Annotated in this window: 21 protein-coding genes and 1 pseudogene; 9 read left to right on the top strand and 13 right to left on the bottom strand. The window is 69.5% G+C overall.

All coding sequences use genetic code 11. From position 1 onward, the window contains the following. Positions 1-445 precede the first annotated feature (445 nt). The 6 genes from BLT78_RS08700 (at position 446) to cobA (ending at position 10,406) form a co-directional block, all read left to right on the top strand. Positions 446-1,657: a nitrate/nitrite transporter gene (locus tag BLT78_RS08700; protein ID WP_090348595.1), complete on the top strand. Its 1,212-nt coding sequence runs from the start codon at positions 446-448 to the stop codon at positions 1,655-1,657. A 118-nt stretch (positions 1,658-1,775) separates the two neighbouring features. Continuing rightward, the gene (locus tag BLT78_RS08705; protein WP_090348596.1) at positions 1,776-3,446 is read left to right on the top strand and encodes a bifunctional protein-serine/threonine kinase/phosphatase; all 1,671 of its coding nucleotides are present in this window, start codon (positions 1,776-1,778) and stop codon (positions 3,444-3,446) included. Positions 3,447-3,768: 322 nt separating this feature from the next. Continuing rightward, positions 3,769-6,234 carry a nitrite reductase large subunit NirB gene (nirB, locus tag BLT78_RS08710; protein ID WP_090348597.1) on the top strand — a complete coding sequence of 822 codons (2,466 nt, stop codon included), beginning with the start codon at positions 3,769-3,771 and terminating at the stop codon, positions 6,232-6,234. A 112-nt stretch (positions 6,235-6,346) separates the two neighbouring features. After that, entirely contained in the window at positions 6,347-6,664 is a 318-nt protein-coding gene (gene nirD / locus BLT78_RS08715; protein ID WP_090348598.1) for a nitrite reductase small subunit NirD, read from the top strand. Positions 6,665-6,747: 83 nt separating this feature from the next. Next, positions 6,748-9,450 (top strand): nitrate reductase, encoded by a 2,703-nt coding sequence (locus tag BLT78_RS08720; protein ID WP_090348599.1) that lies wholly within the window; start codon positions 6,748-6,750, stop codon positions 9,448-9,450. Positions 9,451-9,635: 185 nt separating this feature from the next. Next, positions 9,636-10,406 carry a uroporphyrinogen-III C-methyltransferase gene (cobA, locus tag BLT78_RS08725; protein WP_090352224.1) on the top strand — a complete coding sequence of 257 codons (771 nt, stop codon included), beginning with the start codon at positions 9,636-9,638 and terminating at the stop codon, positions 10,404-10,406. 404 nt (positions 10,407-10,810) lie between these two features. Here cobA and BLT78_RS08730 read toward each other — a convergent pair whose 3' ends face one another. Then, on the bottom strand, positions 10,811-11,698 hold the full coding sequence (locus BLT78_RS08730; protein ID WP_090348600.1) for an AEC family transporter: 888 nt from the start codon (positions 11,696-11,698) through the stop codon (positions 10,811-10,813). A 100-nt stretch (positions 11,699-11,798) separates the two neighbouring features. On the opposite strand from BLT78_RS08730, the gene BLT78_RS08735 reads away from it, so the two are divergent. Continuing rightward, entirely contained in the window at positions 11,799-12,599 is an 801-nt protein-coding gene (locus tag BLT78_RS08735; RefSeq protein ID WP_090348601.1) for a c-type cytochrome, read from the top strand. A gap of 83 nt (positions 12,600-12,682) precedes the next feature. Continuing rightward, positions 12,683-13,066 carry a rhodanese-like domain-containing protein gene (locus tag BLT78_RS08740; RefSeq protein WP_090348602.1) on the top strand — a complete coding sequence of 128 codons (384 nt, stop codon included), beginning with the start codon at positions 12,683-12,685 and terminating at the stop codon, positions 13,064-13,066. Between the two features lie 21 nt (positions 13,067-13,087). Here the strand turns inward: BLT78_RS08740 and BLT78_RS08745 are convergent, their stop codons facing one another. From BLT78_RS08745 to selD, 6 genes are all read right to left on the bottom strand, one after another. Next, the gene (locus BLT78_RS08745) at positions 13,088-13,894 is read right to left on the bottom strand and encodes a BPSS1780 family membrane protein (protein ID WP_090348603.1); all 807 of its coding nucleotides are present in this window, start codon (positions 13,892-13,894) and stop codon (positions 13,088-13,090) included. A 117-nt stretch (positions 13,895-14,011) separates the two neighbouring features. Next, positions 14,012-14,296 carry a hypothetical protein gene (locus BLT78_RS08750; protein ID WP_090352226.1) on the bottom strand — a complete coding sequence of 95 codons (285 nt, stop codon included), beginning with the start codon at positions 14,294-14,296 and terminating at the stop codon, positions 14,012-14,014. Between the two features lie 78 nt (positions 14,297-14,374). Continuing rightward, positions 14,375-15,487: a molybdenum ABC transporter ATP-binding protein gene (modC, locus tag BLT78_RS08755; protein WP_090348604.1), complete on the bottom strand. Its 1,113-nt coding sequence runs from the start codon at positions 15,485-15,487 to the stop codon at positions 14,375-14,377. Positions 15,488-15,507: 20 nt separating this feature from the next. Further along, positions 15,508-16,188, bottom strand: coding sequence for a molybdate ABC transporter permease subunit (modB, locus tag BLT78_RS08760; protein WP_090348605.1), 681 nt, complete (start codon positions 16,186-16,188; stop codon positions 15,508-15,510). Between the two features lie 539 nt (positions 16,189-16,727). Next, positions 16,728-17,828 carry a tRNA 2-selenouridine(34) synthase MnmH gene (gene mnmH, locus BLT78_RS08765; protein ID WP_090348606.1) on the bottom strand — a complete coding sequence of 367 codons (1,101 nt, stop codon included), beginning with the start codon at positions 17,826-17,828 and terminating at the stop codon, positions 16,728-16,730. Further along, positions 17,828-18,862 carry a selenide, water dikinase SelD gene (gene selD, locus BLT78_RS08770; protein WP_090348607.1) on the bottom strand — a complete coding sequence of 345 codons (1,035 nt, stop codon included), beginning with the start codon at positions 18,860-18,862 and terminating at the stop codon, positions 17,828-17,830. Before selD ends, mnmH begins: the two co-directional genes overlap by 1 nt. 186 nt (positions 18,863-19,048) lie before the next feature. Between selD and BLT78_RS08775 the strand changes: the two genes are divergently transcribed. Then, complete coding sequence (locus BLT78_RS08775; protein ID WP_090348608.1) at positions 19,049-20,032, top strand: patatin-like phospholipase family protein; 984 nt, start codon at positions 19,049-19,051, stop codon at positions 20,030-20,032. A gap of 60 nt (positions 20,033-20,092) precedes the next feature. Here BLT78_RS08775 and BLT78_RS08780 read toward each other — a convergent pair whose 3' ends face one another. The 6 genes and pseudogenes from BLT78_RS08780 to BLT78_RS21710 all read right to left on the bottom strand — a co-directional run. Beyond that, positions 20,093-21,685: a YdgA family protein gene (locus BLT78_RS08780; RefSeq protein WP_090348609.1), complete on the bottom strand. Its 1,593-nt coding sequence runs from the start codon at positions 21,683-21,685 to the stop codon at positions 20,093-20,095. 44 nt (positions 21,686-21,729) lie between these two features. Next, a complete protein-coding gene (locus BLT78_RS08785) occupies positions 21,730-22,800 on the bottom strand; it encodes an AI-2E family transporter (protein ID WP_090348610.1) in 1,071 nt (356 codons plus the stop codon). Between the two features lie 55 nt (positions 22,801-22,855). Continuing rightward, complete coding sequence (locus BLT78_RS08790) at positions 22,856-23,623, bottom strand: DUF4892 domain-containing protein (protein WP_090352227.1); 768 nt, start codon at positions 23,621-23,623, stop codon at positions 22,856-22,858. 158 nt (positions 23,624-23,781) lie between these two features. Then, complete coding sequence (locus BLT78_RS08795; RefSeq protein ID WP_090348611.1) at positions 23,782-24,645, bottom strand: alpha/beta hydrolase; 864 nt, start codon at positions 24,643-24,645, stop codon at positions 23,782-23,784. Between the two features lie 6 nt (positions 24,646-24,651). Next, entirely contained in the window at positions 24,652-25,119 is a 468-nt protein-coding gene (gene sixA / locus BLT78_RS08800) for a phosphohistidine phosphatase SixA (protein WP_090348612.1), read from the bottom strand. Between the two features lie 158 nt (positions 25,120-25,277). Beyond that, positions 25,278-25,622, bottom strand: a pseudogene (locus BLT78_RS21710) (DUF4389 domain-containing protein); the annotation flags it as partial. Between the last annotated feature and the right edge of the window lie 11 nt (positions 25,623-25,633).

The following is a 25,633-nucleotide window of genomic DNA, read 5'->3' on the forward strand; positions in this document are numbered from 1 at the left end:
AAAGACGCCCTTCTCACCTGCCCACAGAGGCCCGTCACATAGGCGCCCCATCGCAGAGCAGAAGCGCCTGCCACGCTCCATTTTGAATCACTCTCCACGCCAACAGCCGGCCGTCGAAGCCTGAATCAGCGCTCCAGCGACCTTGGCACAGCTCTTGCTGACACTATGTCATCGGCAGCCAACGGCGGCTGCTCCACCACGACAAAGGCGTCGCACCACCCAGCTCAGGCTGCGGTGATGCGACGCCTTTTTTGTTTGCCCCAACGCCCGGGGCCGAACGCCACGGCGCGATCCGCCCGACGTTCACGGTGTCCTGTCCCTGAGGTGGCTCTGCCACCAGCGCCCAGCCACAAGCCGAGCGCCTCCGGGCCGCGGATGGAGCAGCCAAGCCGCCCATCCGCGCCCGGTCTTTTTTTCGCGAACCTTGCCAAGAGGTGCCAACAAGATGAACACGAGTTTCTGGAAAGCCGGCCATACACCGACCCTGTTCGCCGCATTTCTCTATTTCGACCTGAGTTTCATGGTCTGGTACGTGCTCGGCCCGCTGGGCGTGCAGATCGCCGCCGACCTCGGCCTGACCACCCAGCAGCGGGCGATGATGGTCGCCACACCCATCCTCGCCGGCGCCGTGCTGCGCTTCCTGATGGGCCTGTTCGCCGACCGTACCTCGCCGAAGACCGCCGGCCTGGTCGGCCAGGTGATCGTCATCGCCGCCCTTGCCGTGGCCTGGACGCAGGGCGTGCACAGCTATGAGCAGGCCCTGCTGCTCGGCCTGTTCCTCGGCTTCGCCGGCGCCTCCTTCGCCGTCGCCCTGCCGCTGGCCTCGCAGTGGTATCCGCCGCAGCACCAGGGCAAGGCCATGGGCATCGCCGGCGCCGGCAACTCCGGCACCGTGCTGGCTGCGCTGTTCGCGCCGGGTCTGGCCAGCGCCTTCGGCTGGGGCAACGTGTTCGGCCTGGCGCTGATCCCGCTGGTGCTGACCCTGATCATCTTCGCCAGCGTAGCGAAGAACGCCCCCGAGCGCCCCCAGCCCAAGGCCGTCGGCGACTACCTGAAGGCACTGGGCGACCGTGACAGCTGGTGGTTCATGCTGTTCTACAGCGTCACCTTTGGCGGCTTCCTCGGCCTGGCCAGCACCCTGCCCGGCTACTTCCACGACCAGTACGGCTTCGACCCGGTCAAGGCCGGCTACTACACCGCCGCCTGCGTGTTCGCCGGCAGCCTGCTGCGCCCGCTCGGCGGCGCCCTGGCCGACCGTATCGGCGGCATCCGCACCCTACTGGTGATGTACACCGTGGCCTCGCTGTGCATCGCGGTGGTCGGCTTCAACCTGCCCAGTTCGACCGCCGCGCTGGCGCTGTTCGTGGTCGCCATGCTCAGCCTGGGCGCCGGTAACGGCGCGGTGTTCCAGCTGGTGCCGCAGCGCTTCCGCCAGACCATCGGCGTGATGACCGGGCTGATCGGCATGGCCGGCGGCATCGGCGGCTTCGCCCTGACCGCGGGCCTCGGCGCGGTCAAGCAGTCCACCGGCGACTATCAGCTCGGCCTGTGGCTGTTCGCCTCCCTCGGCGTGGTCGCCTGGATCGGCCTGCACAGCGTCAAGCTGCGCTGGCGCACCACCTGGGGTTCGGCCGCGGTGACCGCCGCGCGGGTCTAAGACTGTAGGATGCGCCTGCGCACCGGGACGCCCCTCTGGTGCGCACGGCGCACCCTACTGGCCGGCCCGCGTAGGGTGCGCCATGCGCACCGTGCCCCCAACCTGACAGGACTGTCCCATGCCCCTGCAGCTGACCATCGGCGAAGCCACCGCCACCGGCCCGCGGGCCGAGAACCAGGACGCCATCCGCGTGGTGACCCCGGCGCCGGCGCTGGCCGCCAGCAAGGGCCATCTGCTGGCGCTGGCCGACGGCGTCAGCCAGTGCGCCGACGGCGGCCTGGCGGCGCGCGCCACCCTGCAGGCGCTGGCGCTGGACTACTACGCCACCCCGGAAACCTGGCCGGTGGCGCAATCGCTGGACCGCCTGCTGGTGGCGCACAACCGCTGGCTGCACAGCGCCGGCAATGGCCAGCCGCTGCTCACCACCCTCACCGCGCTGGTGCTGCGCGGCCGGCGCTTCACCCTCGCCCACGTCGGCGACTGCCGCGCCTACCGCTGGCACGCCGGCAAGCTGCGGCGCCTGACCAGCGAGCACGTCTGGGAGCAGGAAGGCATGCAGCACGTGCTCAAGCGCGCCCTCGGCCTCGACCAGCACCTGGTGATGGACTACCTGGACGGCGACCTGCAGGCCGGCGAAACCTACCTGCTGCTGTGCGACGGTATCTGGGCGAGCCTCGACGACGGCGTGATCGGCGACATCCTCGCCGCCGAGCACGAACCGCAGGCGATCGCCGACGCCCTGGTCGCCACCGCGCACCACGCCGGCAGCCAGGACAACGCCAGCGCCGTGGTGGTGCGCGTCGACGAGCTGCCGGAAACCAGCCTGGCCGACACCCTCGCCAGCCTGCCCGAGTGGCCGCTGCCGCCGCGCCTGCGCGACGGCCAGCAGTTCGAGGGCTGGCAGGTTGCGGGCCTGCTCGCCGAGACCCGCCAGTCGCTGCTCTACCGGGTGCGCGACGGCCAGGGTCGCGCCTGGCTGCTAAAGACCCTGCCGGCCGGCCGCGCCGACGAGCCCGGCGCCCAGCAGGCGCTGCTGCAGGAAGAGTGGTTCCTGCGCCGGGTCGCCGGCCTCGGCTTCCCCGAGGTGCACGGCCTGCCGCAGCGCCAGCACCTGTACTTCGTGATGCGCGAACACCCCGGACAGACCCTGGCCGCACGTCTAGAGCAGCAGGGGCCGCTGCCGCTGGCCGACTGGCTACAGACCGCGCGCAGTCTGCTGCGCGCGCTGAGCCAGCTGCACCGGCGCAACATCCTGCACCGTGACATCAAGCCGGAGAACCTGCTGGCCGGTGCCGGCGGCGAACTGCTGCTGCTCGACTTCGGTCTGGCCTACTGCCCCGGACTGTCCAGCGACGAAGCGCACAGCCTGCCCGGCACACCCAGCTACATCGCCCCGGAAGCCTTCGCCGGCGCCGCCCCGGAGCCGCGCCAGGACCTGTTCGCCGCCGGCGTCTGCCTGTACCGCCTGCTTACCGGCCAGTATCCCTACGGCGAGCTGGAGCCCTTCCAACAGCCGCCGAACAAGGCGCCAACCCCGGCCAGCCGCTACCGGCCTGACCTACCGGCCTGGCTCGACGAGCTGTTGCTCAAGGCGGTCGCCGCCAACCCGGCGCAGCGCTTCGAGACCTGCGAGGAATGGCTGCTGGCGCTCGACCAGGGCGAACGCCGTGCCCGCGATCTGCCGAACCGCCCGCTGCTCGAACGCGAGCCGCTGAAGTTCTGGCGCGGTCTGGCGCTGGTTTCGCTGCTGGCCAACCTGGTGCTGCTGGTACTGACACTCAAGGCGTAAGCCCTGCACTGCGCCCGAATATCGCCTGCAGCCTGGCGCCGACGCACCACAACGAGGCGAACCGCATCAAAGCGGTGCCAGCAAACCCCGGCCATCACGCCCGACTCCCGCAAGACGCCCGCCGAAGCCCCGCAAAAAGCCATATTCAGAAACCTGGCACGCAATATGCTTTGTTCGATCCAACAATTCATCGGGCGTAACCCTCAACGGCGAGGGGCGCGCTCCCCGAGCGATTCGGGAATCGGACAAAGGCGTCCTGCTGGCAACGGCGGGACGCCTTTTTTGTTTTTCGCAGGTCGGTTTCCGCGACGGGAGAGAAACCATGAACAAGCTCAAGCTGGTGATGGTCGGCAATGGCATGGCCGGGGTGCGCACCCTGGAGGAGCTGCTCAAGCTCGCGCCGGACCTGTACGACATCACCGTCTTCGGCGCCGAGCCGCATCCCAACTACAACCGCATCCTGCTCTCCCCGGTGCTGGCCGGCGAGCAGACCTTCGCGGAGATCGTGCTCAACGACCTCGACTGGTACAAGGACAACGGTATCGACCTGCGCATCGGCTGCAAGGTGGTCGACATCGACCGCCGCAACCGCAAGGTGATCGCCGCCGATGGCAGCGAGGCCGCCTACGACCGCCTGATCATCGCCACCGGCTCCAATCCGTTCATCCTCCCGGTCCCCGGCAACGATCTGGCCGGCGTGATCGGCTACCGCGACATCGCCGACACCGAGATGATGATGGAGACCGCCAAGACCCACCGCCACGCGCTGGTGATCGGCGGCGGCCTGCTCGGCCTGGAGGCGGCCAACGGCCTCAAGCTGCGCGGCATGGACGTCACCGTGGTGCACATCGGCGACTGGCTGCTCGATCGCCAGCTGGACAGGACCGCCGGCCAGCTGCTGCAGACCGCCCTGGAAGCGCGCGGCATCCGCTTCCGCCTCAACACCCACACCGCCGCCCTGCTCGACAACGGCGAAGGCCGGGTGTGCGCCGCCCAGTTCAAGGACGGCGACGTGATCCCCGCCGACCTGGTGGTGATGGCCGCCGGCATCCGCCCCAACACCGAACTGGCCGAGCGCGCGGGCATCGCCTGCAACCGCGGCATCCTGGTCAGCGACACCCTGCAGACCTTCGATCCGCGCATCTACGCCGTCGGCGAGTGCGCCAGCCACCGCGGCATCGCCTACGGCCTGGTCGCCCCGCTGTTCGAGCAGGCCAAGGTCTGCGCCAATCACCTGGCCCAGTTCGGCATCGGCATGTACCAGGGCTCGGTGACCTCGACCAAGCTCAAGGTGACCGGCATCGACCTGTTCTCCGCCGGCGACTTCATGGGCGCGGACGGCACCGAGACCATCACCCTCTCCGACCCGATCGGCGGCGTGTACAAGAAGCTGGTGATCAAGGACGACGTGCTGGTCGGCGCCTGCCTGTACGGCGACACCGCCGACGGCGGCTGGTATTTCCGCCAGGTGCGCGAGCGCGCCAACATCAGCGAGATCCGCGACCACCTGATGTTCGGCGCGGCCGGCTTCGGCGAGAACGCCATCGGCGACGTCGGCCACCAGGGCCAGCACAGCGCCGCGAACATGCCCGACGACATGGAGGTGTGCGGCTGCAACGGCGTGTGCAAGGGCGCCATCGTCAAGGCCATCCAGGAAAACGGCCTGTTCAGCGTCGACGAGGTGAAGAAGCACACCAAAGCGGCCAGCTCCTGCGGCTCCTGCGCCGGCCTGGTCGAGCAGATCCTGATCAGTACCGTCGGCGGCGCCGCCGACGTCAAGCCCAAGAGCGAAAAGGCCATCTGCGGCTGCAGCGACCTCAATCACGGCCAGGTGCGCAAGGCGATCCGCGATCATCACCTGACCTCGATGGCCGCTGCGATGGCCTTCATGGACTGGCGCACCCCCAACGGCTGCGCCACCTGCCGTCCGGCGCTGAACTACTACCTGATCTCCACCTGGCCGGGCGAGGCCAGGGACGACGCGCAGTCGCGCCTGATCAACGAGCGCGCCCACGCCAACATCCAGATGGACGGCACCTACTCGGTGGTGCCGCGCATGTGGGGCGGGGTGACCACCCCGGCCGAGCTGCGCCGCATCGCCGACGTGGCCGAGAAATACAACGTGCCGATGGTCAAGGTCACCGGCGGCCAGCGCATCGACCTGCTGGGCATTCGGAAGGAGGACCTGCCGGGCGTCTGGCAGGATCTGGACATGCCCTGCGGCCACGCCTACGGCAAGTCCATCCGCACCGTGAAGACCTGCGTCGGCAGCGAGTTCTGCCGCTTCGGCACGCAGAACTCGACGCAGATGGGCATCGACCTCGAGCACGCACTGTTCGGCATGTGGTCGCCGCACAAGGTCAAGCTGGCGGTCTCCGGCTGCCCACGCAACTGCGCCGAGTCGGGCATCAAGGACGTCGGCATCATCGGCGTCGACTCCGGCTGGGAGATCTACATCGGCGGCAACGGCGGCATCAAGACCGAAGCCGGCGAGTTCTTCGTCAAGCTCAAGAGCGCCGAGGAAGTCATGGAGTACAGCCTGGCCTTCCTCCAGCTGTACCGCGAGGAGGCGTTCTACCTGGAGCGCACCGTGCACTACCTGCACCGCGTCGGCCTCGAGCACATCAAGAAGGCGGTGCTGGAGGACGAGGCGCGGCGCAAGGAGCTGCACCAGCGCCTGCTGTTCGCCCTGTCCTTCGAGCAGGACCCGTGGCAGCAGCAGGTCGCCACCCCGGCGCTGCAGAAGGAGTTCGCGCGTATCCCGGTCAGGCTGATGGAACCCACCTGACCCCGACATGCCAGGGGCAGGTCCTGCCGGGCGGCGCCCAGGAAAACGCCCACCGGCAGGACCGGCACCTGTCACCCGATGCCGCAAGCGACCGAGACTGAGGAGAAACGACATGAACTGGCTGGACATCTGCGCCCTGGACGAAATCAACGTGCTCGGCGCGCGCATCGTCGCCGCGCCCCAGGGTGACATCGCCCTCTTTCGTACCGCCGACGACGAGGTGTTCGCCCTCGACGACCGCTGCCCGCACAAGGGCGGCCCGCTGTCCCAGGGGCTGATCTACGGCAAGCGCGTCGCCTGCCCGCTGCACAACTGGCAGATCGACCTGGCAAGCGGCCAGGCGCTGGAGCCGGATATCGGCTGCGCGCACCAGTACCCGGTCAAGGTCGAAGGCGGCCGCGTGCTGCTGGCCCTGACGCCTGCCCCGTAGGGTGCGCCGTGCGCACCCCGAACACCAACGCCCATCGGTGCGCACGGCGCACCCTACGCCTGAACCACGACGGAGCGACTGCCATGACCCGGCCGACCCAGACCACCGCCTCCACCTGCTGCTACTGCGGCGTCGGCTGTGGCGTGCTGATCGAGCACGACGGCGAGCACATCACCGGCGTACAGGGCGATCCGGCGCATCCGGCCAACTACGGCCGCCTGTGCAGCAAGGGTTCGACCCTGCACCTGACCGGCGATCTGGCCGCCCGCGCCCTGTATCCCGAGCTGCGCCTCGGCAAGGAGCTGGCGCGCGCCCGCAGCGACTGGGACAGCGCGCTGGAGCACGCCGCCAACGTGTTCGCCGAAACCATCCGCGAGCACGGCCCGGACAGCGTGGCCTTCTACATCTCCGGCCAGTTGCTCACCGAGGACTACTACGCCTTCAACAAGCTGGCCCGCGCCCTGGTCGGCACCAACAACATCGACAGCAACTCGCGGCTGTGCATGTCCTCGGCGGTGGTCGGCTACAAGCGCAGCCTGGGCGCCGACGCCCCGCCCTGCTCCTACGAGGACATCGAGCAGAGCGACTGCCTGCTGATCGCCGGCAGCAACATGGCCTACGCCCACCCGGTGCTGTTCCGCCGCCTGGAAGCGGCCAAGGCCGCCCGCCCGGAGATGAAGATCATCGTCGTCGACCCGCGGCGCACCGACACCTGCGACCTGGCCGACCTGCACCTGGCCATCCTGCCCGGCACCGACGTGGCCCTGTTCCACGGCATCCTGCACATCCTGCTGTGGGAAGGCTGGATCGACCGCGCCTACATCGACGCCCACACCGAAGGTTTCGACGCGCTGAAGAAGCTGGTGCGCGACTACAGCCCGGCGGCGGTGGCCGACATCTGCGGCATCTCCGCCGACAGTCTGCAACTGTGCGCCGAACTGATCGGCCAGGCGCCCAGCTTCATGAGCCTGTGGTGCATGGGCCTCAACCAGTCGAGCAGCGGCAGCGCCAAGAACAGCGCGCTGATCAACCTGCACCTGGCCACCGGGCAGATCGGCAAACGCGGCGCCGGCCCCTTCTCGCTCACCGGCCAACCCAACGCCATGGGCGGGCGCGAGACCGGCAGCCTGGCCAACCTGCTGCCTGGCCATCGCGAGGCCGGCAATGCCGAGCACCGCGCCGAGGTCGCCGGCTACTGGGGCGTCGACAGCCTGCCGGAAACCACCGGCCTGTCCGCCGTCGAGCTGTTCGAGGCGGTACGCGTGGGCAAGGTCAAGGCGCTGTGGATCGCCTGCACCAACCCGGCGCAGTCGATGCCCGACCAGCAGAAGATCCACGAGGCGCTGTCCAACTGCCCGTTCGTGGTGGTCCAGGAGGCCTACGCCACCACCGAGACCTGCCGCTACGCCGACCTGCTGCTGCCCGCCGCCGGCTGGGGCGAGAAGGAAGGTTCGGTGACCAACTCCGAGCGCCGCGTCAGCCATGTGCGCCGCGCCGTACCGGCGCCGGGCGAGGCACGCGCCGACTGGGCGATCACCTGCGACTTCGCCCGCCGCCTGGAGCAGCGCCTGCGCCCCAACCTGCCGAGCCTGTTCGACTTCGCCAGCCCGGCGGCGCTGTTCGAGGAGTACAAGCTGCTCACCGCCGGCCGCGATCTGGACCTGTCCGGTCTCAGCCACGCGCTGCTCGACGACCTCGGCCCGCAGCAGTGGCCGTTCCCGGCCGGCGCCATCGCCGGTACGCCGCGCCTGTATGCCGATGGGGTGTTCCCCACTGCCAGCGGTCGCGCCCGCTTCCACGCCGACCCGTACCGTGCGCCGCAGGAGCCGCGCGAGGCGCGCTATCCGCTGACCCTCAACACCGGCCGCCTGCGCGACCAGTGGCACGGCATGAGCCGCACCGGCACCGTCGCCCGCCTGTTCGGCCACGTCGAGGAAGCCGTGCTGTCGCTGCACCCGGACGAGCTGCGCCGCCGCGGTCTGGCCAGCGGCGAACTGGTCAGGCTGCGCAGCCGCCGCGGCGCCCTGATCATGCCGGTGCAGGCCGACGAGGCCGTGCGCCCCGGCCAGGCCTTCCTGCCGATGCACTGGGGCGACCGCTTCCTCAAGGGGCTGGGCACCAACGTGCTGACCCTGCCGGCCTATGACCCGCTGTCCAAGCAGCCGGAACTCAAGCACGCCGGGGTCGAGGTGGACAAGGTCGAGCTGCCCTGGCAGCTGTTCGCCTTGGTCGAGGGCGAGGTGCAGCAGCGCTTCGCCGCGCTGCGCCCGCTGCTGGAAGGCTTCGCCTACGCCAGCCTGACCCTCACCGGCCGCGAGCGCCCGGCGCTGCTGCTCAAGGCCGCCAGCGCCGTGGCCCCCGAGGGCGGACTGCTGGAAAGCATCGACGCCCTGCTCGGCCTCGACGCAGGCCCGGTGCTGGCCTACGACGACCCGCGGCGCACCGTCGGCAAGCGCGTGCGCATCGAGGACGGCCGCATCACCGCCATCCGCCTGGCCGGCGAGACCGCCGCGCGCGACTGGCTGAAGGCGCTGTGGGAGGAAGGCAAGGCCGACGTGGAGCTGCGCCGCTGGCTGCTCGCCCCGCTGAGCGCCCCGCCGGGCAACGCCGGCGCCTGCAAGAGCAAGACGCTGTGCAGCTGCATGAACGTCAGCGAGGCAGCGATCCGCGAAGGCATCGAGCGCGGCCTCGACCTCGACGGCCTCAAGCGGGAACTCAAGTGCGGCACCAGCTGCGGCTCCTGCGTACCGGAAATCAAGCGGATGCTGACCAAGGCCCCGGCCTGAAACGAACCGTAGGGTGGGTTAGACCGCAGGTCGTAACCCACCAACCGGCCGCAAGGCCGGCAATCACGATGCCTGGCGGCATCGTCGGTGGGTTACGCCGCAAGCGGCTAACCCACCCTACGCAGATCGATGAATGCCCCACCGGCGTGGCAACGCCGGCCAGCGACACGAGAGAGGTGGTGAACATGAGCGCAAAAGTCTGGCTGATCGGTGCCGGTCCCGGCGATCCGGAACTGCTGACCCTCAAGGCGGTGCGCGCCCTGGGCGAGGCCGAGGTGGTGCTGATCGACGACCTGGTCAACCCGGCGGTGCTCGAACACTGCCCCAAGGCCCGCGTCATCGGCGTCGGCAAGCGCGGCGGCTGCCGCTCCACGCCGCAGGAATTCATCCACCGCCTGATGCTGCGCTACGCCCGCCAGGGCAAGTGCGTGGCGCGCCTGAAGGGCGGCGATCCGTGCATCTTCGGTCGCGGCAGCGAGGAGGCCGACTGGCTGGCCGCCCGCGGCGTCGCCAGCGAGATCGTCAACGGCATCACCGCGGGCCTGGCCGGCGCCACCAACTGCGGCATCCCGCTGACCCTGCGCGGCGTGGCCCGCGGCGTGACCCTGGTCACCGCCCACACCCAGGACGACAGCAGCCTCAACTGGCCGGCGCTGGCGCAGAGCGGCACCACCCTGGTGGTGTACATGGGCGTGGCCAAGCTGGCCGACATCCGCGACGGCCTGCTGGCCGGTGGCATGCGCGCCGACCTGCCGGTGGCGATGATCGAGAACGCCTCGCTGCCGCAGCAGCGCGAGTGCCGCAGCACGCTGGGCGCCATGCAGCAGGACGCCGCCGCCTTCGCCCTGAAGAGCCCGGCGATCCTGGTGATCGGCGAAGTGGCGGCGCAGGCGGTCAACCTCGGGCTGTCACGGGAAGACGCGACCGCCCTGCGCGCCGTGGTCGGCCTGGGCTGAAGCCCATTTGCCGGAATGAATCCGACGAACGGCACTGCATTGCCCGACAACCATTGCGGAACACCCACCCCCTCTGGCGCGGGCCTCGCGGACGAAAACTCGCCGCCGCGCACGGCCGGCGCCGGAGCCGGTCGTCATTTTTCGTAAAATGCCGCTAACCCTTTGCCGTCGGGGCTTCTAGATTAGGAAAGCAGCTGGCGGCGGCCCTTCTTGACCGCATAGACCCGACTGCCAGCAGCTTACCAATGGGAGGCAGAGTCCTCTCCAGCGCCAACAACAAGAAGAAGGCGTCCGAACATGATCAAGTCCACCCAGAATCCGAAATGGCGGCAGGCCGCATTTGCCGTGCTGGGCATCACCCTCCTGCTGGTGCTGCCCAACCTCACCCGGCTGATCGGCTGACCTCAGCGCACCGCCGGTATCCACCAGGCCAGCAGCAGCGGCACCAGGACGAACGCCAGCAGCGTCGAGCACATCACCAGGCTCGCCACCGCTTCCGGCGAGCGGTTTGCGCGCACGGCGAACAGGTAGTTGAACACCGCCACCGGCATCGACGACTGCAGCACCAGCACCCCCTGCGCCAGCGGCGGCAGGCCGAGGGCCGCGCCGACCAGCCAGCCCAGCGCCGCGCCGCAGAGGATGCGCAGGCCGCCGAGCAGCATGCCGTGGCCGAGGTGCTGCACGCGAATGCTCGCCAGCGACACGCCGAGGGTGATCAGCATCATCGGGATAGCCATGCCGCCGAGCAGGCTGGTGGTGTTGGCCAGCCAGCGCGGCAGCTCGAGATCGAACATCCGCACCAGCAGGGCCACCACCAGGCTGAGGATGATCGGGTTGACCAGCAGCTTGCGCCAGGAGCGCTCGGCACCGGAAAGGATCATGCCGAGGCTGAAGTGGCCGACCGAGAGCATCAGGAAGAAGGCCACCGCCAGCGCCAGACCGTGCTCGCCGAAGGCGTACAGGCTGATCGGCAGCCCCATGTTGCCGGTATTGGGGAACAGGTAGGCCGGCACCAGCACCTTCCAGTCCTGCGCCATCAGCCGGCTGAGCAGCAGGCCGAGGGCGCCCATCAGCACCGACACCGCCACGCAGGCCAGCGCCATCTGGCCGAAGGCCTGCATGTCCAGCTGGGTACGGCTCAGGCTGGACAGCACCAGGCAGGGCGTCGCGATGTTCAGCACCAGACGGGCGACGAAATCGGTGGGATAGGCCTGACCGGAGCGGACCCAGGCGTAGCCGATACCGGCGACGATCAGCACCGGCGCCATCACGGCGAACAACTCGGCGAGCATGACCCTTCCTTGCGCAAAAGAAGCCGATGCTACGCGGCCGGGACGCCCCCTGCCAAGTTTGCTAGGCTGCGCCCCATCGCCCTTGCCCGGAAGCCCTGCCATGCGTGTCCTGCCGCTCCTGCTCGCCCTCCTCGCTCCGCTCGCCAGCGCCGGCGACCTGCTGGTCGAGCTGGCCGACGGCAGCCACCGCTACAGCAGCGCCGAGCTGCTCGCCCACCCGGCCAGCCGCGCAATCGAGATCCCCGCCGACGTGGCCTACAAGCAGCCGATGCGCTATCGCGCCCTGCCGCTGGCCGAACTGCTCGAGGGGGTACAGCCGGGGGATCACCTGCAGGCTGTGGCCGACGACGGCTTCGCCGCCGAACTGCCGGCCGCCGCCCTGCTCGACGCCCCCGGCGCACGTGCCTGGCTGGCGGTGGAGGACCCGGCCCACCCGTGGCCGGCGCTGGGCAAGACCGGCCGGAGCGCAGGGCCCTTCTATCTGGTGTGGACCGACCCGGAGGCCGAACAGATCGGCCCCGAGCAGTGGCCGTTCCGCATGGTGCGCCTGCGCGTGCTGGCAGCGGTGGCCGAGCGCTTCCCGGCGCTGCGCCCCGATCCGGCGCTGGCGGCGGACGACCCGGTCAACCTCGGCTTCGCCCAATTCCAGAAGCACTGCCTGGCCTGCCACCGCCTGAACCGGCAGGGCGACGCCGCCTTCGGCCCCGACCTCAACCTGCCCTACAATCCCACCGAATACCTGCGCGCCGACCTGCTGCGCCGCTACATCCGCGACCCGCAGGCCCTGCGCCACTGGCCGCAGGGCCGCATGCCGGGCTTTTCCGAGGCGGCGCTGAGCGAGGCGCAACTCGACCACCTGCTCGCCTACCTGCGTCACATGACCGGGCGCAAGGCCGACTGACGGCAGGCCGCGCGCCGCTCTGCCGCACTCACGCGGGAGCCCCGGTCTGTTAGGGTATTGGCAGATCGAAGAGGAGTTTCCCGATGCGCCGCCTGCTGCTTGCCCTGGGCCTGATCCTGCCGCTGTCCGCCTGCCAGGCCGACACCCCGCCGCAAACCCTGGCCGCCATCCGCAGCGGCGCGCACCTGCTGATCGACGTGCGCACGCCGAGCGAGTTCGCCGAAGGCCACCTGCCGGGCGCACGGCAGATCGCCTACGACCGGATCGGCGAGCTGATCGGCAACGTCGCCGCCGACAAGGAAACCCCCATCGTCCTCTACTGCCGCAGCGGCCGCCGCTCGGAGATCGCCCGGCAGACCCTGGTCGAGATGGGCTACACGCAGGTCATCGATGCCGGCGGCTACGAGCAGCTGCAGAGCGACCTGGCCGCCGCGCCCGCTTCAGGCTGCGACAAGGCCAGCTGCTGACGCCGGCCCGGTCGCCGCCGCTCAGCACCAGAAGATGTCGCGATAGGCGCAGTACAGCGACGCGGCCGACAACGGCATCAGCAGCAGACCGGCGGCCAGCAGGAGCAGCGGCCCCACGAAGGGCACGATGCTCAGCAGGCTCAGCAGACCGAAGCCCAGCAGCAGCGCCAGCCCCCACAGCAGGAACGGCAGCCAGTTGCGCACACAGGCGACGAAACTCAGGCGGATCGCCTCGATCGCCGGCAGGCGCTGCTGGTGGACCAGGATGGGGGCGAAAACGAACCCCATGGCCACCAGGGTCAGCAGGGCGGCGAGCAGCAGCCCGGCAAGCAGAAATGCCGGCATCATCGACATCATCGCATCCATGTGACTGGCGCTACCTTCGGCCATCGCCGCCAGCAGCCCCGCGGCCACCAGCGTGCCGAAGACGATGACGAGGGGCAGCAGCAAGGCCAGCAGGTAGCAGGCTCCCAGCGTTATCAGTCCTGCGAGGTTCGCGAAGGGCTCGAACAGATCGGCGAAGGTCACCGACCGGCCTTCGTCGGCATGGCGCAGGGCCAGGAACAGACCGGCGGCGAGCGCCGGCCAGAACAGCAGGCTGGCCAGGCTGCCCACGAGCGGAATCAGCGACACCAGCCCGTAGAGGATCAGCAGCAGCAGCGACATGCCCAGCAGCATGCCGGGAGCACGCAGGAACAGCCGCCAGCCGTCGACGAGCCAGTCGATGCCACGCCCGGCGTTGCAGCGCGCGGGCTCGCCCAGCCGGCGAGAGCCTTCGCCGGCAGCGGGTTGCAGCTCGGCGGCGGGTGGCTGATAGGGGTTGGACATGACAGCGCTTCCTTTCGCAGTGGGTCGGTACATCCCCACGGGCCACCGGCGTGACTCCGCAGGGCAGCTGGCGAGGCAGATCGGCGGCGCAACCTGCCCGATGCCGCGGGCAATCCGTCAGCGCCCGGCGCGCGACTCGCGGATATAGAAACGCGCCCGCTCGGCCTTGCTGACGCAGCCATCGTAGGCCTCGAACTGCTGCTGGGTCTTGGCCGCGGTGAGCAGCGACAGGGCCTTGGAATAGCTGACCGTACCGGCGAAACCTTCGGCCTTGGCGATATCCAGCTCCTTCCAGGCGGCATCCAGCGAATAGGCACAGCCATCGCGGTTCTGCGTCTTGCCGGCACAACCGGCGAGCACCACGCCCAGGGCGAGCACCGGCAACACCATCCAGCTCTTCATCATCGAAGTCTCCTTGCAGGGAATTTCCACAATTCTAGTGACCGACGCGAAAAGTGGTTAGTTCGAACGCAGCTGCCGTCAGCTTTCGCCCAGCAGCGCCACCGCCTTGATCTGCGCCCACACCGCCAGCCCCGGAGCCAGCTGCAGATGATCGCTGGAGCGGCGGGTGATGCGCGCGAGCAAGGGCGTGCCTGCCGCATCCAGGCGTACCAACACGTGGGCCGGCGTGTCGGCCTCGACCAGCGCCCATACCGTGGCGGCGATCACGTTGGTGATGCTGCTGTCCTCGCTGCGCGACAGCGCCAGGCTGACATCGCGGGCATGCACGCGAAAGCGCAGGCGCTGGCCGATCGCCGCGGCACGACGCGCCACCAGCACCTCGCCGCCGGCAAAGTCCAGGCGGCTCAGGTGGTAGGCATCGTCGTGCGCGGCCACCCGCGCCTCGATCACCACTCCGGCGTCCTCGCTGAAGGCGGTGGGCAGGTCGAGACGCGCCAGGGTTTCCTGCAGTGCCCCCTGGGCGACCACCCGGCCCTGGTCGAGCAGCACCACGTGATCGGCCAGGCGCGCCACCTCGTCCGGCGAGTGGCTGACATAGAGCACCGGGATGTCCAGTTCATCGTGCAGGCGCTCCAGATAGGGCAGGATCTCGTTCTTGCGCTTGAGGTCGAGCGCCGCCAGCGGCTCGTCCATCAGCAGCAGGCGCGGACTGGTGAGCAGTGCCCGGGCGATGCCCACGCGCTGGCGCTCGCCGCCGGACAGCCGCGCGGGCATGCGCTCGAGCAGGTGGCCGATGCCGAGCAGCTCCATGACGTTCGCCCAGGACACCCGCCGGCTGGCCGCATCGACCCGGCGCAGGCCGAACTCGAGGTTGCGCCGCACGCTCAGATGGGGGAACAGGCTGGCCTCCTGGAACACGTAGCCCAGCGCGCGCCGGTGCGGCGGCACGAACACCCCGGCGGCGCTGTCCTGCCAGAGCTCGCCGTTGACCTCCAGACGCGCCTCGGCCGCGCGTTCCAGGCCGGCGACGCAGCGCAGGCAGGTGGTCTTGCCCGAGCCGGAGTGACCGAACAGTGCGGTGACGCCGCGGCCAGGCAGATCGAGATCGACATCCAGGTCGAAGCCCGCCCAGGCCAGGCGAAAGCGCGCCCGGATGCGGTCAGCCAGATCAGGTTCAACAGCGGCATTCATGCGCGGGACTCCCCGTCCGTTCAGCCCAGGGCCGGCCTGGCGCGCCGGCTGGTGTAGAGCGCCAGCAGCACCAGGAAGGAAAACACCACCATACCACCGGCCAGCCAGTGCGCCGCGGCGTACTCCATGGCCTCGACATGGTCGAAGATCTGCACCGACACCGTGCGGGTGCGCTCGGGAATGTTGCCGCCGATCATCAGCACCACGCCGAACTCACCGACGGTATGGGCGAAACCGAGGATGGCGGCGGTGACGAAACCGGGCCGCGCCAGCGGCAGCACCACGCTGAAGAAGGTGTCCCAGGGACCGGCGCGCAGGGTCGCGGCGACCTCCAGCGGGCGCTCGCCGATCGCCTCGAAGGCGTTCTGCAGCGGCTGGACGACGAAGGGCAGCGAGTAGAACACCGAGCCGACCACCAGACCGGCGAAGGTGAACGGCAGGGTACCGAGACCGAGTGCTTGGGTGAGCTGGCCGACCGGGCCGTGCGGCCCCATGAGCACCAGCAGGTAGAAGCCCAGCACGGTCGGCGGCAGCACCAGCGGCAGCGCCACCACGGCGCCCACCGGCCCCTTCAGGCGCGAGCGGGTCCGCGCCAGCCACCAGGCGATCGGCGTGCCGATCAGCAGCAGCAGCACGGTGGTCAGCGAAGCCAGCTCCAGCGTCAGGCGCAGGGCGGCGAAATCCTGTTCGGTCAGCGGCATCGGCCGGGGTCCTCCTCACAATCTGTCTGGTACCACGGCGCCCGAGTGCGCCGAGGGCTGCACCCGTGCAACCACTCGGCCAGCGACGAATCGCAGCCCGCGCGGAATAGTGTGACCCGCGCCGATCGCCGCTGCCAACGCCAAACCCCGCCTGGCGGCGGACGTGACGTTGCGGATCGCCCATGGCGCCGACCTCAGTCGTAGACGGCGAGGATGACGCTGGACGACCTGCAGAAGGCGCAGGCCTGCACGCCCAGGGCGATGCCGATGGCCGCGCTCGGTATCCAGCGGCATGCGTGCGAGAAAACGGGTGGCGGTCATCAGCCCAGTCCCTGCCTGATTCATCTGTAGCGATGGCTTCACCTGAAGCAAGCCTCATACCAGCGACGACTGCCGCTGGTTGCGACACGCCCGGGCCGCATGCCGGAGCCGCGCGCCACTGCGCCATCACGCGATCCACGACGCTCCGGCCTGAGCGAGCAGCAAAAAGGGGACGTGCCCGGCCGGGCACGCCCCCTTGTCGTTGCGCTGCGAAAGCCTCAGCGCCGGGCGCGCTGGCGCAGGTACTCGACCACCGCCTGCTGGTCGCCACTGAACTCGATGCGCGCCGCCTTGCTCTCGCGCTGATAGGCGTACATCGGGTCGTAGTACTCGCCGAGCAGGCCCTCGATCCAGCCACGGTGCAGGTCGACCTTGCCGCTGCGCAGCTGCTCTTCCAGCGCCTCGTCCATGATCGCCGCCAGGCGCTGGTAGCGCTCGCCGCCTAGGCGCTTGACGATGTTCCTGAGGCTCTGCCGCAGGCGCTCGGCGAAGGCCGGCAGGCCCTGCTCCGCGCCGTGCAGGGCGACGAACTCGGCGGACAGGTCGATCACGTAGTCGCCGAGGATGCGCTCGACGCGCCCTGCCAGGCTGTCCTCCAGCCACACCAGCGGGTATTCCTGCATGCCGTGGTGCAGCGGCAGCGGCAGCGAGCAGCTGCCGATCAGCCGGCTCTCGTCCTCGACCACGAACGCGTTGATGCCCTGCGCGCGCTTCTTCAGCAGGTCGATGGCCAGCAGGTTCTCGAAGTCGATCTGCCCGGGCTGCGGCGTGGCGTGCTTGCCGAAGCTGGAGCCGCGGTGGTTGGCGTGTCGTTCCAGATCGATGGCGTTGTCGAGCTGGGCCAGCACCTCGGTCTTGCCGGTGCCGGTCATGCCGCCGACGATGACGAAGTCGCACTCGGCCACCGCCGCCTCGGTGGTATCGATGAGGAAGTTGCGCAGCGCCTTGTAGCCGCCGATCACCCGCGGATACTCGATGCCAGCCTCCTCCTTGAGCCACTGCTGGGTGATCTGCGAGCGCAGGCCGCCGCGGAAGCAGTACAGGTAGCCCTCGGGGTTGGCACGCGCGAAGGCGGCCCAGGCCTCGATGCGCTCGGCCTTGAGCTGGCCGCGAACCAGCTGGTGGCCCAGCTCGATGGCGGCGTCCTGGCCGTGCTGCTTGTAGCAGGTGCCGACCTTCTGCCGCTCGACGTCGTTCATCAGCGGCAGGTTGAGCGTGTTGGGGAAGGCGCCCTTGATGTATTCCACCGGGGCGCGCACGTCCATCAGCGGCACGTCGTTGAGAAAGATGTCGCGGTAATGGGCACTGTTGGGACGCATCAGAGCACCTCTACCGCGTGGCTCTGTCGGGCCACCAGCGCGCCGATCGGCGCCAGCTCCAGGCCCAGCTCGGCAGCCACGGCGAGGAACTCGGCCTCGCCTTGCGGCTCCACGGCGAGCAGCAGGCCACCGCTGGTCTGCGGGTCGCAGAGCAGCAGCTTCTGCACTTCCGGCAGCGGCGCGATGCGCTCGCCGTAGCTGTCGAAGTTGCGCAGGGTGCCACCGGGCACGCAGCCCTGGTCCAGGTAGTAGTCGACGCTGGCGATGCGCGGCACTGCGGCATAGTCGATGCGCGCGGTCAGACCGCTGCCGTCGGCCATTTCCACCAGGTGGCCGAGCAGGCCGAAGCCGGTGACGTCGGTCATCGCCTTGACTTGCGCCAGCTTGCCGAAGCGCGCGCCGGGCTTGTTCAGCGTGCACATCCAGTCGCGGGCGAGGCCCACGTCCTCGGCGCGCAGCTTGCCCTTCTTCTCGGCGGTGGTGAGGATGCCGATGCCCAGCGGCTTGGACAGGTACAGCTTGCAGCCTTCGGTCGCGGTGTCGTTGCGCTTCATGAAGCGCTTCTCGACGATGCCGGTCACCGCCAGGCCGAAGATCGGTTCGGGGGCGTCGATGGAGTGGCCACCGGCCAGCGGGATGCCGGCAGCGTCGCACACCGCGCGGCCACCGCGCACCACCTCGCGCGCCACTTCCGGCGCCAGCAGGTTGACCGGCCAGCCGAGGATGGCGATGGCCATCAGCGGGTCGCCGCCCATCGCGTAGATGTCGCTGATCGCATTGGTGGCGGCGATGCGGCCAAAGTCGAAGGGATCGTCGACGATGGGCATGAAAAAGTCGGTGGTGGAGACCACCCCGCGCTCCTCGTCGATGGCGTACACCGCCGCGTCGTCACGCGAGGCGTTGCCGACCCACAGTTTCGGGTCGAGGTTCTGCGCGCCACTGCCGGCGAGGATCACTTCCAGCACCTTGGGGGAAATCTTGCAGCCACAGCCGGCGCCGTGGCTGTACTGGGTGAGGCGGATCGGTTCGCTCATGGAGGCACTCCGGGGTCATTCTCGAGGCCGGGGATTCTAGCAAAGGGCGCGGGGCAACACCCACAGCCCGGCCGGCGAGGTCCATACTGAAACCATGGGCGTGGAGGATACGCAGATACGCGGCCGATACACCCGGCCGGCAGGCATGTAGCGCCAGGGCCGGCCAACTTTGCAGGGGGAAACATCATGGGCAAAAGTGTCGCGCTGGTGCTGGGCTCGGGCGGCGCCCGGGGCTATGCGCATATCGGCGTGATCGAGGAGCTGGAGGCGCGGGGCTACCGGATCGCCTGCATCGCCGGCAGCTCGATGGGCGCGGTGATCGGCGGCATCTACGCCGCCGGCAAGCTGCCGGTGTACCGCGACTGGGTGGAAACCCTCGACTATCTGGATCTGCTGCGCCTGCTCGACGTCAGCTTCTCGCTGGGGGCGATTCGCGGCGAGCGGGTGTTCGGGCGGATTCGCAAGTTCCTCGGCGACATCAACATCGAGGACCTGCCGATCCCCTACACCGCAGTGGCCACCGACCTGACCAACCAGCAGGAGGTGTGGTTCCAGGAAGGCTGCCTGCACCAGGCGATGCGCGCCTCGGCGGCGATCCCCAGCCTGTTCACCCCGGTGGTGCAAGGCTCGCGGGTGCTGGTGGACGGCGGCCTGCTCAACCCGATCCCGATCGTCCCGGTGGTGTCCAGTCGCTGCGATCTGATCGTCGCGGTCAACGTCAACGCCAGCAACCAGCTGCAGTACGAGCTGCCGGTGCTCGAGCGGCCGCAGGCGATGAAGGGCCGCCTCGACCAGCTGATCGGCGCACTGGGCTCACATCTGCCGTTCCGCCGCCGTGACGACGGCGAACTACCCGCCCTGCTCGGCGGTTCGGTGGAGCTGGAACCGACCCACTCGACCCACGGCGTCGCCGCGGCCAAGGCCAGCCATCTGCACGTAGTGGAGAACGAAGCCCCGGACAGCCTGCTGGAAATGATCAACCAGAGCATCGAGGTGATGCAGAACTCGCTGGCCCAGTACAAGATCGCCGGCTACCCGCCGGACATCCTGGTCAACGTGCCCAAGCGGGTGTGCCGCTTCTTCGAGTTCTACAAGGCGCCGGAGCTGATCGCCCTGGGCCGGCAGATCGCCAGCGACTCGCTGGACAAGTACGAACTGCATCACCGCTGAAACGACAGCGGCGGGAGGCTTGCGCCTTCCCGCCGCGTGCCGGCCGGCGGAGCCAACCGGTCATTCGCTCGCGCTGGCGTCCATCCCCTGCTCCGCCTCCAGAACCGCATCCGCCTCCGGCTCGAGCAGCCCGCGCATCTCGACCGGCTCTTCGCCGAGGCCGCCCATGCCGCCCGCCTCCGCCGCGCCCGACATCAGGCCCATGGCCTGCGGCGGCGCCATGGCCATCAGCAGGCCGGCGAACTCCTCGACCGGCATGACCTGGCCATTGAAATCGACCTGGCCGTCGGCGTAGCTCAGGCTGGTGACGATGTTGTCGCCCTCCACCCGGCCCACCTGCATCGAGGTAGCCATCATCCCGGCCATTTCCGCCGCCTCGGCGGCCTGACGGGCCACGGCGACGGGGTCGGCCTGCGGCTCGAGGGACGCCTGGTAGGTGATCAGGTCGCGGATCATCGGCTTGGCCAGCACCAGACGTGCATCCAGCCGGCTGACGAACTGGCGGGCCAGCTCCGGCGGCGGCAGCTCGAAGGACTGCGGCCTGGCCAGGTCGAAACGCAGGTTGAAGCTGCTCTCGCCGTTGGCGGTCTTCAGCGACAGGCGATCCAGCGACAGGCTCGGCTTGCCGGCGAGCAGCGCCTCGAGGCTCTGGCGCAGACGGGCCTCGTCGGTGTCCGCCAGCGCCGCGCTCGCCTCCGCCGTCTCGAGGCGGGCGAGGAACTCCTTGTACCAGCCCTCCAGCTGCTGCAAAGCCGCCACGTCGAGGTTGGCCACGCTCATCCCCAGCCGCACCGAACCCAGCGGCTTGCCGGCGTAGCTGAGCGCGCCGACCGTGTAGTCGACGCTGCCGCCCAGGCTCTGCCCGCGCTCCTCGATCCGGTCGGTCTGCACGAAATCCTGCATCAGCAGCGCCGGCTGATCCTCGGCGAGCACCTCGGCCCTGGCCAACGCCAGGCGACTGCCGCCCACGTAGAAGCCCGAGGCGCCCAAGCGGTGATCGGTGCTCAGGGTCAGACCGGACAGGCGGATCTGCACCGCGCCCTCGGGACGGGCCAACTCGAAGCTCAGGTTGTCCATGCCGCCGTTCAGGCGCACGCTGGCGGCTTGCGCGCCCAGCGCCACGTCCAGGTCGAGGCCGGAAAAGCGCATGTTGCCCTCGGCGGAGGCGACCTCCAGCGGCTGCAGCCTGATCCGGCCGGTGACGCTCTCGTCGTAGCCCAGAGCCAGCGTGCCGGTCAGCGGTGCCGCGCCGCCGCTGCTGGTGAACCACGGCAGCACGGCGTCGGTCAGTTCCAGATTGAAGCGGCTGGCGGCCATCACCGGCTGGAACTGCATGGCCTGCAGGCGCGACAGCGGCAGCGGACCGTGTTCGATGCGGTCGCTGAACAGCAGCTCGACCGGTGTACCGTCGTCGGACAGTGCATCCCCCAGATTGATCCGGTAGCGGGCCGTGCTGGAGAAGATGCCGCGCTCGAGCGACAGCAGCTCCATGCTGGCTCCCGCGCCGGGCAGCGCCTCGCGCAACTGTGCGTTGCTCTGGCTGATCGAGGCCTGCAAGGTGCCTTCCAGCTGGGTGCCGGTGTACCAGGGGGCGATCACGCCCAGCGCGCCCGCCGCGATCAGCAGGCCAAGGGCAATTCCTGTCTTGTGCATTTCGACTCTTCCGTTGAGTGAGGTAGAAAGGGCGCCGCGGGGCCTCAGCCGGCATCTCTGGAATGCGGCGAATGTCGCTGGGGCGGCTGGTTGGCGAGCCAGTCGCCGATCAGGCTGTAGGCCACCGCCAACAGGGTCGGGCCGAGGAACAGGCCCATGAAGCCGAAGGCGAGAATGCCGCCGAACACGCCGAGCAGCACCACCACCAGCGGCAGGTTGCCTCCTCGACTGATCAGGTAAGGCTTGAGCACGTTGTCCACGCCACTGATCACCAGCAGCCCCCAGACCGCGAGGAACAGCCCCATGCCGTACTGGCCCTGCCAGAACAGCCAGGCGCTGGCCGGCATCCACACCAGCGGCGGCCCCATGGGAATCAGGCTGAGGACGAAGGTCAGGATGCCCAGCACCAGCGCACCGGGCACCCCGGCGATGAGCAGGCCGATGAAGGCCAGCAGTGCCTGGGCCGCCGCCGTGCCGATCACCCCGTTGACCACCCGCTGCACGGTGCCGGCGACCAGCTCGAGGTAGTGATCGGCCCGCCCGTGCATCAGCCGCTCCAGCAGCTGCCGGGCGTAGTCGGCCAGCCGCGGGCCATCGCGATAGAAGAAGAACACCAGCACCAGACTCAGGGCCAGTTCGAGCACGCCACCACCGATCTGCGCGCTGCGCGCCAGCAGCCAGTTGCCGACCTCGCCCATGTACGGCTTGAGAGTGGCGAACAGGGCCGCGCCCTGCACGTCCACGGTATTCCACAGCTCCAGCAGTTGCTCGCCGAACAGCGGCAGTTCGCCCAGCCAGGTCGGTGGATCGGGCAGACCGTCGACCTGCAGGTCACGCAGCAGGTCGAGGGTGTTGCGCACGCGGTCGGCCAGGTTGAAACCGAGCCAGGTCAGCGGCACCGCCACCAGCAACATCCAGCCGAGGGTCAGGATACCGGCCGCCGCCGACACCCGGCCACGCAGCAGGTAGGTGAGGCCACGCATCAGCGGCCAGCTGGCGAAGGCCAGTACCGCAGCCCAGAACAACGCCGACCAGAACGGCGCCAGCACCCACAGGCAGGCACCGAGCAGGCCCAGCATGAGGATCTGTACCAGCAAACGGTCGTGCTCGATCATCGGGCCATCCCTAGCGAACTGGCGACAGTGCAAAGCGGAAGAACGGTCGTCGGCATCAACGCAGCCGCTCCAGGCGCAGAGCTGGCGCCTCGGCCGCCGCACTTTCCAGGCGGGCCGCGCGGGTACCGCGCTCGATCAGCGCCTCGCGCCAGGCCGGCGCATCCTGGCCGCTCAGCTGCACACGCAGACCGGTATCCAGACGCAGGACCTTGGCCAGCAAGGCCAGCCAGGGATCGTCCGGCTCGCTGGGCAACCCGCTCAGGGTGAGCTCGCCGACATCCTTGAGCTGGCGCAGCAGGGTTTCCGCGTTGGGCAGGTGCTCGCCCAGCGGCGCCGCCGACTCCAGCAGCTCGACATGCAGGTAGGCGCGACGGGTGCCGCGGGTAACCGCGTAGAGCGCCACCAGGCTGTCCTGGCGCGGGGCGGCAAGCTGCAGGAGCAGGTAGGCCTGCTGCTCGTCCGGTCCGTAGAGTCGGGCGTTGCCGAACACGTTGTTGGCCCACAGGCTGCTGGCACCGCACTCGCGGCCCTCGCACCAGTGCAGGGCCCGTGCGCCCTGTTCCAGCAGGGTGGCGCGCACCTGGGCGAAGGCCTCGCCGCTGCCGTGACCCGGGGAGAGCTCGTAGGTCAGTGCGGTGAGCCGGCCGACGGCGTCGATCTCGGCATCCACGCGCAGGCGGCCGCTGATGCGGCGCAAGGCGCTCTGCGGATAGAGGCGCTCGACACTGTCCTGTACCCGGTAGTCGACGATCTCCGCACGCGCCGGGCGCGGCAGGATGTCCAGATCCGCGCTACCCGGCACTTCGGCGTGGGCGGGCAGCATGGCCAGGGCCGCCAGGCCAAGGACGGCGGCCGCGCCTCGGCGCAGGATGTTCGGCGGGCGGGCGGGGGACCGTGGCGAGCGGAAGCGCGCGCGGTACAACTCGATCATGCGGATTCTCCGTGCAATGACGTCCAGCCTCGGCAGTTGCCGGGAGCAAGTCAAGGTGCCGCGAACAAGGCTTTGAAACAGTCTGCAACGGCGGCGGCGCCGTGCTCGTCGTCCAGGTGCAGATGGTGCCCGCCGGGCAGTCGATGCAGGGTGATCGGCAGGCTCTCCAGCACGGCCATCCAATGGGCATCGCGGATCGGCAGACCCTGCTCGGCCAGCACCAGGCTGGTCGGGCAGCGCAGCGCACGCGCGAAGGCCTCGGCCTGGGCCGGACTCAGGCGCAGCGGCGAAGGCAGGGTCAGCCGCGGGTCGGTACGCCAGGTGTATCCGCCGGCGTGTGGCACCAGGCCGCGACCGGCGAGCAGCTCGGCCGCCTCCAGGCTGAGCGGGTAGCCGCCGCGCAGACGGGCCTCCACGGCCCGTTCGGCACTGGCGTAGACCGGCTTGCGCTTGCGCCCCGCGGCCAGCTGGGCGGTCAGCGCCTCGCCGAGCTTGGCCGGCGCCAGTTCGGGCTCGTGGGTCAGCGGGAACAGGCCGTCGATCAGTGCCAGACGCGACACCCGTTCGGGCAGGGCGGCGGCCAGCAGCGTCGCGACTATGGCGCCCAGCGAGTGGCCAAGCAGGGCGAAGCGTTGCCAGCCCAGCTCCTCGGCCACCAGCAGGGCGTCCAGAGCGTAGTCCCACAGCTGGTAGCCGGCGCCCGCGGCGCGGTGGCCGGAATGACCATGCCCGGCCAGGTCGAGGGCGACGATGCGCAGGCCGGGCAGCCTGGGCGCCAGGCGGGCGAAGCTCATCGCGTTATCCAGCCAGCCATGCAGGGCCAGCACCGGCTGACCGTCCTCGGGACCATAGAGGTGGGCGGCCAGCTCGATGTGCGGCAGATTGAAACGGACTTCCTCGACCTGAACGCTCATCTGGGATCAGTGGCTCGGCGGATGATGCAGGGCGCGCAGGTCCATCAGCCCGGCGAGCGGCATCTCCCCCTCGAGCAGCGCCAGGGTCGCGGTGTTGAACACCACCGGCTGCTGCAGATGACCATGGACCAGCAAGCCGGCCAGCGCCCCCAGCAGCGGCTGGTGGCTGACCACCAGCAGATTGCGCTCGCGCCGCTCGGCCAGCACGCGCAGGGCCTCGCGCGGATCGTCGTCGGGGGTGATGCCGTCGAGGGTGATCAGTGCCGCCGCACGCCCCAGCGCCCCGTGCACCAGGTCGGCGGTCTGCTGCGCGCGCACGTAGGGGCTGACCAGGATGGCATCCAGCTCCTCGCCGAGCAGATGCCCGGCGGCATGCAGGGCCTCCTGGCGGCCGCGCTCGGTCAGCTCGCGCAGGTGATCCCCGGTGTGTACGTAGGGGCCGGCCTGACCATGGCGCAACAGCCACAACCTCACTTCTTGGGCTCCGCCGGGGTATCCGGACCGGCCTCGGGCTTGCTCGTGCCCTCGGGGGCCGGCGCGGCATCGGGCTGCGGCGCTGCGACCGGCGGCTCGGCAGCAGGAGCGCTGGCGGTGGCATCAGGCGTGCCGGACGGCGTGTCCTCGACCGCAGACTCGTCGCGCGGCGCGGCCGGCTCCGGCGGGCGCACGTCGGCGGCGCTCACGGCCGCAGCCCCCTCCCCCTGCGGCTCGCGCGGGGTCGGCCAGTCGGAGAACGGCCAGGGCTTCTCGTCGCTGTGGAAACTGCCGAAGCGGCCGATCTGCGCCAGGTACTGGCTCAGGCTGTCGCCGAAGTTCATCACGTCGACATGCGGCCGGCCCTTGAACAGGCGATAGACCAGCTGCACCAGCACCACGGCCAGCAACACCAGCTCGGCGACCCGCCAGACGAGTACGAATACCGCTGTCCACAGCACTCGCAAGGCGAGGTTCTCACAGCTCTGTTTGTTCTCGGTCATGCAACGCTCTC

This window comes from Pseudomonas oryzae, assembly GCF_900104805.1.
Classification (GTDB): domain Bacteria; phylum Pseudomonadota; class Gammaproteobacteria; order Pseudomonadales; family Pseudomonadaceae; genus Geopseudomonas; species Geopseudomonas oryzae.

Coding starts and splice junctions, on each gene's coding strand:
- modC (WP_090348604.1), bottom strand. CDS start 15,487: ATGAATGCCGCTGTTGAACCTGATCTGGCTGACCGCATCCGGGCGCGC.
- selD (WP_090348607.1), bottom strand. CDS start 18,862: ATGAGCGAACCGATCCGCCTCACCCAGTACAGCCACGGCGCCGGCTGT.
- cobA (WP_090352224.1), top strand. CDS start 9,636: ATGAGCGCAAAAGTCTGGCTGATCGGTGCCGGTCCCGGCGATCCGGAA.
- BLT78_RS08745 (WP_090348603.1), bottom strand. CDS start 13,894: ATGTCCAACCCCTATCAGCCACCCGCCGCCGAGCTGCAACCCGCTGCC.
- modB (WP_090348605.1), bottom strand. CDS start 16,188: ATGCCGCTGACCGAACAGGATTTCGCCGCCCTGCGCCTGACGCTGGAG.
- BLT78_RS08735 (WP_090348601.1), top strand. CDS start 11,799: ATGCGTGTCCTGCCGCTCCTGCTCGCCCTCCTCGCTCCGCTCGCCAGC.
- BLT78_RS08750 (WP_090352226.1), bottom strand. CDS start 14,296: ATGAAGAGCTGGATGGTGTTGCCGGTGCTCGCCCTGGGCGTGGTGCTC.
- BLT78_RS08785 (WP_090348610.1), bottom strand. CDS start 22,800: ATGATCGAGCACGACCGTTTGCTGGTACAGATCCTCATGCTGGGCCTG.
- BLT78_RS08775 (WP_090348608.1), top strand. CDS start 19,049: ATGGGCAAAAGTGTCGCGCTGGTGCTGGGCTCGGGCGGCGCCCGGGGC.
- BLT78_RS08700 (WP_090348595.1), top strand. CDS start 446: ATGAACACGAGTTTCTGGAAAGCCGGCCATACACCGACCCTGTTCGCC.
- BLT78_RS08795 (WP_090348611.1), bottom strand. CDS start 24,645: ATGAGCGTTCAGGTCGAGGAAGTCCGTTTCAATCTGCCGCACATCGAG.
- BLT78_RS08780 (WP_090348609.1), bottom strand. CDS start 21,685: ATGCACAAGACAGGAATTGCCCTTGGCCTGCTGATCGCGGCGGGCGCG.
- BLT78_RS08720 (WP_090348599.1), top strand. CDS start 6,748: ATGACCCGGCCGACCCAGACCACCGCCTCCACCTGCTGCTACTGCGGC.
- BLT78_RS08730 (WP_090348600.1), bottom strand. CDS start 11,698: ATGCTCGCCGAGTTGTTCGCCGTGATGGCGCCGGTGCTGATCGTCGCC.
- nirB (WP_090348597.1), top strand. CDS start 3,769: ATGAACAAGCTCAAGCTGGTGATGGTCGGCAATGGCATGGCCGGGGTG.
- BLT78_RS08790 (WP_090352227.1), bottom strand. CDS start 23,623: ATGCTGCCCGCCCACGCCGAAGTGCCGGGTAGCGCGGATCTGGACATC.
- mnmH (WP_090348606.1), bottom strand. CDS start 17,828: ATGCGTCCCAACAGTGCCCATTACCGCGACATCTTTCTCAACGACGTG.
- nirD (WP_090348598.1), top strand. CDS start 6,347: ATGAACTGGCTGGACATCTGCGCCCTGGACGAAATCAACGTGCTCGGC.
- BLT78_RS08740 (WP_090348602.1), top strand. CDS start 12,683: ATGCGCCGCCTGCTGCTTGCCCTGGGCCTGATCCTGCCGCTGTCCGCC.
- BLT78_RS08705 (WP_090348596.1), top strand. CDS start 1,776: ATGCCCCTGCAGCTGACCATCGGCGAAGCCACCGCCACCGGCCCGCGG.